The 11586-nt window shown below is 37.7% G+C and carries 11 protein-coding genes and 1 tRNA gene; 5 read left to right on the plus strand and 7 right to left on the minus strand.

Annotated elements, in window-relative coordinates; genetic code table 11:
* Nucleotides 1-433 precede the first annotated feature (433 nt).
* Nucleotides 434-802, plus strand: coding sequence for a hypothetical protein (locus tag QVB70_RS14205; protein ID WP_287587544.1), 369 nt, complete (start codon nucleotides 434-436; stop codon nucleotides 800-802).
* 50 nt (nucleotides 803-852) lie between these two features.
* Here the strand turns inward: QVB70_RS14205 and QVB70_RS14210 are convergent, their stop codons facing one another.
* The gene (locus QVB70_RS14210; RefSeq protein ID WP_287587545.1) at nucleotides 853-3315 is read right to left on the minus strand and encodes a valine--tRNA ligase; all 2463 of its coding nucleotides are present in this window, start codon (nucleotides 3313-3315) and stop codon (nucleotides 853-855) included.
* A gap of 308 nt (nucleotides 3316-3623) precedes the next feature.
* Complete coding sequence (gene prf1, locus QVB70_RS14215) at nucleotides 3624-4892, minus strand: peptide chain release factor aRF-1 (protein WP_287587547.1); 1269 nt, start codon at nucleotides 4890-4892, stop codon at nucleotides 3624-3626.
* Nucleotides 4893-5103: 211 nt separating this feature from the next.
* Here prf1 and pyrH point away from each other — a divergent pair, with 211 nt between their 5' ends.
* Genes pyrH through QVB70_RS14230 form a run of 3 tightly spaced genes read left to right on the plus strand, consistent with a single transcriptional unit; the run spans nucleotide 5104 to nucleotide 6736 of the window.
* Entirely contained in the window at nucleotides 5104-5799 is a 696-nt protein-coding gene (gene pyrH / locus QVB70_RS14220) for a UMP kinase (RefSeq protein ID WP_287587549.1), read from the plus strand.
* A 34-nt stretch (nucleotides 5800-5833) separates the two neighbouring features.
* Nucleotides 5834-6370: an NOB1 family endonuclease gene (locus QVB70_RS14225; RefSeq protein WP_287587551.1), complete on the plus strand. Its 537-nt coding sequence runs from the start codon at nucleotides 5834-5836 to the stop codon at nucleotides 6368-6370.
* A 30-nt stretch (nucleotides 6371-6400) separates the two neighbouring features.
* Entirely contained in the window at nucleotides 6401-6736 is a 336-nt protein-coding gene (locus QVB70_RS14230; protein WP_287587553.1) for a cupin domain-containing protein, read from the plus strand.
* A gap of 47 nt (nucleotides 6737-6783) precedes the next feature.
* On the opposite strand, the gene QVB70_RS14235 is transcribed toward QVB70_RS14230, so the two are convergent.
* From QVB70_RS14235 to QVB70_RS14250, 4 genes are all read right to left on the minus strand, one after another.
* Nucleotides 6784-7980: an RsmB/NOP family class I SAM-dependent RNA methyltransferase gene (locus tag QVB70_RS14235; RefSeq protein ID WP_287587556.1), complete on the minus strand. Its 1197-nt coding sequence runs from the start codon at nucleotides 7978-7980 to the stop codon at nucleotides 6784-6786.
* Between the two features lie 24 nt (nucleotides 7981-8004).
* Nucleotides 8005-8496, minus strand: a complete 492-nt coding sequence (locus tag QVB70_RS14240) for a metallophosphoesterase (protein ID WP_287587559.1) — start codon at nucleotides 8494-8496, stop codon at nucleotides 8005-8007.
* A gap of 154 nt (nucleotides 8497-8650) precedes the next feature.
* Nucleotides 8651-8849: transfer RNA gene (locus QVB70_RS14245), tRNA-OTHER, on the minus strand.
* Between the two features lie 123 nt (nucleotides 8850-8972).
* Complete coding sequence (locus tag QVB70_RS14250) at nucleotides 8973-9398, minus strand: molybdenum cofactor biosynthesis protein MoaE (RefSeq protein ID WP_287587562.1); 426 nt, start codon at nucleotides 9396-9398, stop codon at nucleotides 8973-8975.
* A gap of 300 nt (nucleotides 9399-9698) precedes the next feature.
* Between QVB70_RS14250 and QVB70_RS14255 the strand changes: the two genes are divergently transcribed.
* Complete coding sequence (locus tag QVB70_RS14255) at nucleotides 9699-11198, plus strand: glycosyltransferase family 39 protein (protein ID WP_287587565.1); 1500 nt, start codon at nucleotides 9699-9701, stop codon at nucleotides 11196-11198.
* A gap of 49 nt (nucleotides 11199-11247) precedes the next feature.
* On the opposite strand, the gene QVB70_RS14260 is transcribed toward QVB70_RS14255, so the two are convergent.
* Nucleotides 11248-11586 (minus strand): DUF1616 domain-containing protein (locus tag QVB70_RS14260; protein WP_287587568.1); only part of this gene is annotated, 339 nt, incomplete at its 5' end.

Here is an 11586-nt window from a genome sequence, read left to right on the forward strand (position 1 = left end):
CCGTAGAGCCTGTTTGACATGTCCCGTTGGGGAATGAATGATTCAGGAAGCCAGCCTACTTGTAGGGTGGTAGTTCACCAATCCTCTATGATGCACAGAAGTTTATTCTTTTTGACGATACTGCAAAGTATTTATATTTTACAGAAATCAGTTCGACAAACATTGCAAATTCACCGGAGGGAACATTATAGCAATCGAAATCGCTGAATATAATACCATCGTAACTATGTTAGGCATGCTGTATGCGACCTCTCAAGTTTTTACCAGTTACTACGCAGCTTATATTAAGAATAGGCTGTTTTTAATTAGGGGAAATGACGCGCTTTTTCGTTCACATCGCGCCTTCGGGAGTTTTGCTACAGGATTCTATTTTCTTGGTTTATTTGCAGGTTTAATGTGATTTACTGGGACAGTCACTGAAAATGTGCCACCAATGGAGTTACCCGACCCGCTCTATGTTATTCATACCTTTGGCTCGTTTGTGATTCTTGTTATCATCGTCGCTAAAACATACCTATCGTATTTCAACAAAATGTTCTTATATGGGCGTGTCAAAGGATGGCTTGGCATTGCAACATTCTTGGCATGGGCGTTTACATGGATAACTGCAGCCGTAGCATACTATGAACGCACTCTACCGACAAATCCGCAACATGCGCCTCCCACTTTCTTGCTACCTTATGAATTAATGGGACTTATGTTAGCAATACCTTTCATTATTGGGGGAATCATTGGATCATTGGTAGTGATGAAAGCGAAAAAAAATGAAGAGGCAAAAGCCGCTAAGAAGAAAAAATCTTAGTTTTGAGCGGGTGAGATAGGTCCTAGTAGATTTATATCTCATTACAGAGGCTAGAGCTTTGAAATCCATAATTTTTTCGAAGATAAATTTGCTGTATCGAGTTCTCGTGACTCAAGCTGGTCTACTGAAGTAGGGTTTCCGAATCTAAGTATCTCAACGCTATGCATGTATTGTAAATCATTTTTGAAGGGTTCAAATTCTTTAGATATCCAAAGTTCTGGGATGGGCGCTCGTAGTGATTGTTTTTCATCTTTCTTGAATTTCCAAATCGTGCTATTGAGGGCAAATAAGGGTTCTGAAAGAAGACCAAGTTCATCTTCCCACTCAGAGTTCTCTTTCGGGTATGATTGTGTATGAATGCTTGTCTCAGGTGAATAGATTTCTCTCCAGATTTTTTCAGTAACAAAGGGGATAATGGGAGCAAGAAGCTTTAAGACAGTTTGGAGCACAGTATGGAGCGTAAACCACGCACCTCGCATTTTCTCTTCGCTAAATTTTTGATCACGGTTATAACAACGTGACTTTACGAGCTCAATGAAATGATCGGCGAATATATTCCATATAAATGACCTTACCTTGACTGCAGTACCATGGAAATCAAATTCATCAGCGCTTTTTGCTTCTTTTATGACTTTGTTTAACTCTGAAAGAATAAGCTTGTCTGTAGATGTGAGAGTAAAGTTTCCATTAGCTTCAACTGTTGGAAAAGATGAAACGAAACGAGCAATATTCCACAATTTTGTTATGAATTTGAAAGCTCCTTCTAGTCTTTCTGTCGAATAGCGTATATCAGATCCCAGTGATGATTCAACAGAACCCCACATTCGTATTGCGTCGGATCCATACTTCTCAATTAATGGCACTGGATTAACAATATTTCCTTTAGATTTGTGCATTGCTTCACCATGTTCATCGACGACCATACCGCTGATCCAGGCGTTCTTAAATGCCGGTTGTTTGGTAAGCTGATATACCCGTAGCATTGTATAATGAAACCATGTGCGAATAATATCTTTTCCTTGTGGTCTAACGCCGCACGGGAATGCTTTCTGAAATAATTCAGAATCCCGTAGGTATCCAGTGATGTATAAAGGACTTATAGCCGAATCCATCCATGTATCAAAGGTACGATCTTCTCCACGAAAGCCTTCTGATGCATTACAATGCGGACACATATCAAAGGGCGGAGGATCTCTCCATGGCTGGATATATTTGTTTGTCTCAGCAATAATAGGTTCTCCACATGAATTACAGTAGTAAAGTGGCAATTCCGTACCATAATATCTGCGGCGGCTAACTGGCCAATCTATTGAAACAGAATTCAGCCAATTCAACCAATATTGTTTTGCTGTTATGGGATGCCAAGTCATTTGTTCCGCTAAATCAAGTAATTCAGGGACAAATTCCTCTTGTTTTAAATAGTACTCAGGCATTGAGATAAACTCAACGATATCTTTTGAACGCCAACAGATGGGTGTCCGATGTAGTGTGAGTTCACTTTTTTCTAGAAGATCTTTTGCTTTGAGCATTTCTACAATTTTTTCTTGAGCTTCCTTAGCTGTTAATCCTTCAAGTTCTACAGCTGCGGAAGTCATTTTTCCTTCTGGAGATATAGCCTCGACAGGTTCTAAGCGAAGTTCCCGGAAGAGCCGCACATCAGTGTAGTCTCCATATGAACAAATCATAACGGCTCCTGTTCCAAATTCCATTTTTGCTTCAAGATGAGGAATTATCGGAACTTTTGTATCGTAAATTGGGACTATTGCAGTCATATTGTGAATATTTTCATACCTCTGATCAAGTGGATGCACCAAAACAGCTTTACATGCCGCTAAAAGTTCTGGTCTAGTTGTAGCTATAATAAGATCCTGATCTGTTTCCGCAACTCTGAATTTAATATAGCTTAAAGTAGATTCGATCTCCTTATATTCGATTTCTGCATCCGCAATTGTTGTACCGCAAGTCTTACACCAATTGTTTGGTCGTTTCGCCTCATAGACCAAGCCATCTTTCCATAACTTCACAAAAGTCGCCTGGGTAAGTTGCCGATACTTTGGATCATCTGTGCGATACACTTGATCTTTAGCAAACGAAAAACAGCTTAAACCAAGTCTTTTTGCCAGATTTATTATTTGATCCTCATACTTGTCAAGCAATTGTCTACATAAGTCAATGAATTTGTCACGAGGAGTCTCACGCATGGAAATACCATACTCCTTTTCCGTTTGCACTTCGATTGGAAGACCATTTCGATCCACGCCCATAGGAAATATAACTTCTTGATTTTTCATTCGAGAATATCTAGCCACCATATCGATCTGCGCATAATGAACGCCGAAACCCATGTGTGGGGTGCCACTAGCATACGGCGGTGGCGTGTCCACACTAAAAAATGTCTTATTTGAATCGCGATCATATGCGAATGTTGATTCCTTTTCCCAAAGTTCCACTATTTCTTCTTCAATTTCCGGACTCCATCGCTTCGCTTTGATTTTTGGTTTTAATTTTGCCAATGAATGCACCTTCTATCATTTCTAAATCCAAAATAAAAGATTGAAAGCAAAAAATATGTAAACTTGGATTTATTAGCCCCATCAACATATCTTAGTATTTCGGAGGTCTCATTTCGTTGGAGAAACCTATTTCTTGAGGTTAAAAGTCTTGAATTTTTTGGCAAATAGTACGATATCAAGCCCTCCGAAGATGTCAGTTTATGGGTTTTCTTCTACTAAACTTATGAATCTTTATAAGGTTTTTTAATGTTTATTTCTTCAATTTTATTCAAAGCATCCATAAAACAAACTAGACTGTTTTATTTAGCTTAGCTTGGAGTATATCTCAAAATTCCAGCTATACCCTTAAAGGCATTCCACAATTCAGCACCTTCTTCTGTTTCCGCTGAAATAACTTCTACTCTAGCCCCTACATTCTCTGCAATCTCTGCAAGATCCTCAATGAGCTTCTTTGTTTCGCTAACCGAAAATAACGAACTTGAACATTGAGGACATTCTTCTGATGCGAGGGAATCGTTTAATGCTGCCAATTCCTTCTCATGAATAGTTTTTTCTCTAATATGTCCACAGGATTCGCATGATATCGTTACCCTAATGATGTCCAGAGCCTCTGATAAGAGAAGGATGGCTACTGCACCCTGCTCTAAGTATTCTCTTACTTCTTTTTCACCGTAGATTGCGCGACCTGTTTCCTTCGCTAAATGCCTTAAGAATCGTTGGACGAGTTTTTTTTCCTCAACGTAGCGAACATCGCTAATTTTGGGTTCAATTTTTGATATTAGTTCCTTAAGACCTTGTTCTCCAGAATAAGAGAGGTCAGAAGTTCCTAATAACTTCTCTTTAACACGGTAATCGAGATAATCCTTATTTACAAAATCTTCTTTAGTAGGTCCAGGTCCTCCAACGAACAGGCCTTTGAAATCTGGAATACCCAAATATATTTGTGAAGCATATTCGCCCACTCTGACGAAAAATTCGTGAACTTGTTGCTCGATAACTCTTTCATAACGTCTCTGAGATTGACCTCCTGCTCGATGTTTGCCATGAACTCCGGAAGTTAATCGATGGTGAATTTCCAAGTGAGAACCTCGAAGCTCCCCAATAATTGCTTCGCTCCTATCCATAGCAATAAGTCCATAAGAGTCTTTTTCCAATAATGTTTCGCGTAACGGATCCAATACAAACTCACTAGCACAACGATACATATAAATATTGATCGGTTCCGGGGGTACGATGGGATAAATTTCCATTCTTTCCGTACCTGGACCTCCGTTTTGTGGAATAGCACCAGCAAAGATCACAATTGAGTACTCATCGATCAGACTTTGTGGGATTATTTTCAGTTTCTGCTGGATTGTCACGATTGCACTTTGGACATTTTTTTGAGTAGTCTTGGATTTGATGTTCGTCGCAGTTCCATATTCCTGCTTCAGATAATTTGAGACATCACTAATCTGCTTTCCCTGCGGAATATAAAGTGAAATTAGTTCTGTACCATAACCTTTTTTTTCCGCCAATTCTTCTAAGAGTTTTCGTGTTTTGTAGCGTTCAAGCGACTTAGATTTTGATTTTGACATTTTTGCGCATCCACTTAATCTATGAAATTAGCTTATTGTTCTCTACAATTACTATCTTATGCAAGATTGCCAATCAATTAAAGATAAACGGATTTTGCAAATGCAATTTAGTATCTTGTCGTAAGAGAAAAACCATCTGGATATTTAAGAATCCTTTGCATTATTTAAAGTTGACTTGCTTATTTTAGAGTGAAACTAGGAGTAGTAAAAAATGGTTAAAAGTGTTGTAGTGAAAATTGGCGGGTCACTTATTTTTAAGGAGAACGGAGACGTCAATGTAGACAGAATATCTGAATATGCTCAAGTATTGTCAACACTTAAGAATGACGGTATGAATTTATGTGTAGTTGTTGGTGGTGGGAAGGTTGCACGAAACTACATTAAGGTACTTAATATGTTCAATATGCCCGAAGCACAATCTGATATGATGGGAATACATGTCTCACGAATTAATGCGATTTTGTTGATCGCTGCATTAGGAAAGACTGCTTATCCATGTCCTCCAAGAGAAATCCCTGAATTAGCAAAGGCTCTCACAACCGATAAAATAATTGTCATGGGAGGATTACAGCCAGGTCAAAGCACAAATGCTGTTGCTGCAGTGGTTGCGGAATATACGCGATCTGATATGCTTATCAATGCAACTTCTGTTGATGGAGTGTACACTGACGACCCAAAAAAAGATCCATCCGCACAGAAAATTGATGAACTAGATTATGACGAGTTTCAAGAGCTCATCATTAAAAAAGGCTCACGAGCTGGAGAATATGCCTTGTTCGATCTAGTTGCTCTAAAAATAGTTTTGCGATCAAGTATTCCAACAAAGATCATTAACGGAAGCGATCCAATGAATATCCTCAGAGCAGTAAAAGGTGAGAAGATAGGAACTACGATACATCGCCGCTGATTAAATTAGCGTTCTCTTATTAGGAGTATCAATTATGTCAAAGGTATTCATTTTAGATGCAACAGCTTTAATCAGTGGTCTTGATCCAAATATCATAGATAGGTCTCTATGGACCGTAGCAGAAGTTATTGATGAAATTAAGGACTCTCGAAGCAAGCTTCGAATTGAAATGGCTATAGAAAACAAAACAATAAAGATCGGGCGGCCTTCTGCAACTGCAATTGATAAGATTCAACAAGCAGCTGAAAAAAGCGGTGATATTGTTGTATTGTCGGATACAGATATAAAGATTCTTTCACTTGCGCTTGAATTTAAAGATAAGGGACACGAAGTTGTAATTCTTACTGATGATTATTCAGTTCAAAACGTAGCTTCACGATTGAGAATTGAAAGCAAGGCTTATTCAACTGCTGGAATTCGTTACGAAATCAAATGGGAGTTATATTGTCCTTCTTGCTTTCAATCGATTGAAATGTATAATACCAAAGGGAAACAGATATTTTGTGAGATTTGTGGGACAAAGATGAAAAGACGTCCTTATGATAGAAAATTTAAAGAACGGAATAAATGATTCTGTAGTGCATCTTACGAGGTGAAAATTTTGGAAGAGAAGATCCAGTATATTTATCTTGAGGACATTCCTCCAAAGAAAATAGCGTATCCAGGTTTCTTAGGGCGATTTCTTGTGGCTGGAAAAGGAGATAGCAAATTATCAACTACTTACCTTGAGGCAGGAGTTGGAGCAGGTCATGAGAAACATACACATGACGAAGAAGAGATTATTTTTATCATTGAAGGATCAGGCACTTTAAAATATGAAAATAAGACTATTACGCTAAAAAATGGAACTGCACTTCATATTCCTTCTGGTGTAGCGCATGGTGTTGAATATAACAAGCCTTCAAAGCTTCTCGTAGTTAAGAGAATGACTCCTTAAGTTTACAAGCTCTTCAAAATTTTTTTCTTTAGTATTCAATTCTTTGTCTAGGGTTTTTTTAACTTGCCGATGAAGAAGCCAGGTGTATCATGAATATCAGGATAAAAACGTTGAAGTTTTTCTGTTTCTGTTTGCGGAAAATCACTTGATAGTTCACCACTGACTCCTTCAAATGGCTCATGTGACATGATTTCTAATCCTAATTCCGTATATGCAGATTTCATATTAAACTCGTTTTCTTCTTGAGTCAATGTGCAAGTACTATAGACTAAAATACCCTCAGGTTTTAGCACATTAATGGCTTCCTTGATAAATCGTCTTTGATATCTAGCTAACGCATCGAGCTCATCTACTTGCCAGATTTCATAGAGTTTTGGGCGAACACCTAACGCACTACAGGGTGGATCAATAAGAATTCTATCAGCTTCCACCGAAGGTAATAGTGTTTGAAGTTTGCATGAATCCCCAGGAATTACCTTAATTGAATTGATTCCTAGTCGTTCGCAATGGCGTCGCATACGCTTGATTTTGGGCTTTGAACGGTCTATCGCAATAATTTTTCCATCATCTAAGATCAACTGCGCAATATGAGTTACTTTTCCCCCTGGTGCAGCATTCATATCGATAATAGTCTCACCAGGTCTAGGGTCTAAAATTTTTGATGTGAGGATTGCTGGCAGGCTTTGGCTGTAGAACAAACCTTTCTCATAAGCCTTAGTTTCTCTTAAGTGTGGTAAAGTATACATTGAGTGAGTTATGTCGACTGCAATACCTTTTTTCGCCTCAAGCATTTCTCTGGAGGTCATTCTAGATATTCCGCTGCCAACGTGATGATCGTACTTATCTACTACAGATACCTTATCTCCCGAAAGTGTTTTTTTAGAGCGCAGAGCACCAGGAGCATACAAATGTGCACCTAACATGACCGACTCTGCTGCAAATTTATCCACCGTCACGGTTTTTGGATGAACGGGAAGTTCATTGGGACCGCTAAGTTTTATTTGGACAACGTCATCATAACAAGGGTGTTGATGAGCATCGATATCCTCTTCCGCAAATTGATCAATTAGTTCGTCAGCAGTGCACTTTAGTGTATTAACTCGTAATGTATACTGAGTGACAGGTTTTTTCAAAGCATCTAGCAATGAATATGTTCGTTTCACTCCATATTGGGCTATAAGTCGCTCAATAAGCGCTTTGGGATACAGAAATGAATCTAAAATCTGATTTATATTCTCTTTCAAGAATTAACATCACCAATAGATTATTTAGACCTCAATAATTTCTGCAGTTAAAGTGGCGGTGTCGATAATAGCAATTGTTGATTTTCCAGTAAGATACCCACAATTTTCCCCCGGATTCACGTGAAGCACGCCATCTTTTTTCTCAATTTTTGGATCGTGCGTATGTCCGCTGATCACTATATCATACATTTTCGATAGAATAAGTGCTTTGATAACTTCTAGCATTTCACCATGCATTACAGCAATGCGTCTGTTATCCCATGTGAATGAATTAAATTGACGTTTTACATTCCCACCCAGTTTGTTAAAAACTTCAATAGTTAATAACTCTCCATCGTTATTACCCAGTACTCCATAGACAGGAATATTACCTGCCTCTTTGAATATCTTAGCAGAAAAAGGTGCGACAACATCTCCAGCATGGATAATTAACTCTACTTCCTTAGCAAAGTAAGCAACTGCTCTCTTTATTGCATCTAAATTGTCATGGGTATCACTTATTACACCAATCTTCAAATTAAAGACCTCCAGTTAATGGTAGTTGTATTTTGAAAATCTATTTTGAAATGAATAGACACTTTCGTTGATATGACTTCACTTCATACAGTTATAGACTTTTAGCAGATTAAAAACAGTGATCTCAATTGTGCAAACATCGATAAATAATGAGTGCGGGGGATGGGATTTTCGTTCTAGCGATTTATCGCCACGGAAATTCGAACCCACGAAGACCTACGTCAATGGGTCTTTCATCGGCGTTATTATTAATCGATCTTGAGCTTCGACCCGAAAACGATCTGTTTTCACGTCCATCGCCTTTGACCGCTCGGCCATGGGTGATAATGCAATTATGCACTACCAACCCCCGCATTGACCCCCGCACAATAATGGAGTGCAGAATCAAACATCTCTAGACAAGGGAATAACACATCGTAAAAGAATGTCTAATTATTTAATTTTTTGCTTCAGTTTTGAGATCAGAAGTTTTATTATTAATGAATCCATTCGCTTCCTGAAATAGTAAACTCCTTTTTCCAGATAGGTGCCTCTTCTTTAAATCGTTCAACGGCATCGCGTAATGTTGGCCAAAGATCAAATCTATGACCTCCAGCGATTACGACATAAACGATATCTTCCGAGACATCCAATTCATCGATGATGTGATGAATATGAACGTCTATGATTCCATCTCTTTCTATCAATTCATTACAAATCGTTTGTAGTACTTCGTTTGCTTTCTCCTCATAGGTTTCAAATGCGAGTTTGGTGACTTTGTCCCCTTGTTCATCGACCCCTCTGACAATTCCAATGAAACAAGCAATTCCTCCTGATTTGTAAATGTCAGGATTTTGTTTAATCTCATTTATAATTTGATTTAGAGTAATTTCGCCTTTTCTATGAATTTGACCTTTTTGCAAGAGACAAACCTCTTTTCCCCTTTTGCAAGTACTCTTTTAACTATTTTTTCTCACAAAATTCACATAATTTTAATAAAGATTGAGTCAATAGTGGGTGCTAAAAAAGTAGCCAAGAAAAGAACAAACCTCTTTATTCAAGAAATTACATAAGATAATGTGTCTAGAATATCCTAAAACGGATACAAAAACACAAAGTATATATATTCACTGCGAAAAAGTCTTGCAAACTGACTTCCGAAAAACTCACCGCTTTCTGGAGGCATTTTATCCATTTCACTATCTAATCGGCTTCAGAATCTGTTGGATAGAAAAAGTCATTATCTATTAATGGCAATTTTGATATTTGGATTTATAATTAGAAGTATAACACTTTTTAGAGCCGTAAGGGGAGATGAGGGATCCTTTCTATATTTTGGATGGATGATAGTTAAAGGCAGAGTACTATATCGTGATCTTTTTAATGAAAAGGCTCCAGGGGTATTTTTCATCGCAGCCTTCATTTTCTTTCTCTTTGGAAAAAACATATTTGCTGTACGAATACTATCCATGTTTTTAAGCATCCTTACAGCACTAATTATATTTAAGATTGGAGTAAAGATAAATAATCCTTTAATGGGCCTAATTTCCGCCATTTTATATGAATTCGAGCCAATTTCTTTACATTATAGCACAATAGTATTCACTGAGACATTTATGATTTTTTTTATAGTTCTGGCAGTATATTTCTACATTCCAGCACATGAAAAAAATAGTTATAGGCATTATCTTTTTGTGGGAAGCCTCATCGGACTCTCAGCAATTATGAGGCAGACAGGTGCAATATTGCTTGTTGTTATCATTCTTCATCGTTTTTATAATAGAGATACTCCGAAGAGATTACTTCAGTCAATTGGAATGCTAATTATCGGCGTCCTGATAAGTATAATTCCCATAATAATCTACTTTCAGGCTGTCAATGCTTTAACTGATGCCGTTTACGATATCATTTTATACAAACTATCATATTCTTATGGTTTTACACTCTTTAAGACCCTAGAGATCTTTATTAATCAAGTTTTCTTACAAAACGTAATCCTCTGGATTGTTGGGCTAGGAGGAGCCCTGTTTGCACTTGAAAGGAGAAAACAATACGATTTTTTCTTAGTGGCATGGTTTCTGATCTCATTTTTAGTCATCATAGTTATGAGTACTCCCTACGATCATTATTACATTCAAGGAATGCCCGCTATTAGCCTATTAGGTGGTATTTTTGTTGAGAAGTTAATTAATATACATGAAAATATCGTTAAAGGAAACTCTCAAAGCATAGCTTTGGCTAGTACTATTAAATGGCTTCTGGTGTCATTTGCTCTTATTGGATCGTTAATGTATGGGGTCTCTCTGTACTCAGATATGAAATATGCTCACGGTCTTCCATATCAAATTGAGGCAGCAGATTATATAAAATCACATACTTCTCCAGATGAAACCATACTTTCACCGGATGCTGCTTATTATTTACTAACAGATCGTGAAAATAAATATAAGCTTGCACAACTATCTGCAGGAAATATAGAGTCATTTGGAATAAGTGATCTGCCACAATTTTTGGAAAGCAGGCAAATTAGGTATATAATATTTGATCAATACTCTGTAAGATGGCGTTTCAATGAGGAAACATATCGCAATTTTTTCAATGACGAAATTAGGGCTGTAGAAGTAAAAATCGTATTTGAGTGGATTCTTGAGAATTATGTCTTAGAGAAAACTTTTGGTTCTGGGATTGAGGAGATATATATCTACCATTCCCAGTTGTGGTGAGTTCTTGAAAAAATCTAAAACACACAGAGACTTAGGAGAAATTCAACTATCAGATGGGGAACTTTCCTAACTTTCTGAAGAGATAGATAATCCACATAACCAGCGTAAAAATGGACAATGTTACTAGCAGTGGGATCAATTGAATTGCCCAGAGAAAATTCAGCGCCAATCCGTCAAAGACAGCAACAGCCAAGCTTAAACCAAAACTGAGGGCAATCTTCTCGATTCCATCAATTTCTTCGCCTGTTGGAAATAATGCGCTAGTAAGTGCATAGCCGCTCAAAAATAAGACGAATATAATCCCTAAAACCCAGCGAATTGCAACCAGTGGGTGATCTGCAGGAATAAAAAGCGCTGCAGGAATCGTGGCTACGACAAGCCCTATAAC

This window comes from Candidatus Borrarchaeum sp. (genome assembly GCF_019058535.1).
Classification (GTDB): Archaea; Asgardarchaeota; Sifarchaeia; order Borrarchaeales; family Borrarchaeaceae; genus Borrarchaeum; species Borrarchaeum weybense.

What these genes read in the sequence shown, in the direction of transcription:
- pyrH (WP_287587549.1), top strand. Translation starts at nt 5,104, where the DNA reads ATGGTTAAAAGTGTTGTAGTGAAAATTGGCGGGTCACTTATTTTTAAG.
- prf1 (WP_287587547.1), bottom strand. Translation starts at nt 4,892, where the DNA reads ATGTCAAAATCAAAATCTAAGTCGCTTGAACGCTACAAAACACGAAAA.
- QVB70_RS14205 (WP_287587544.1), top strand. Translation starts at nt 434, where the DNA reads ATGGAGTTACCCGACCCGCTCTATGTTATTCATACCTTTGGCTCGTTT.
- QVB70_RS14225 (WP_287587551.1), top strand. Translation starts at nt 5,834, where the DNA reads ATGTCAAAGGTATTCATTTTAGATGCAACAGCTTTAATCAGTGGTCTT.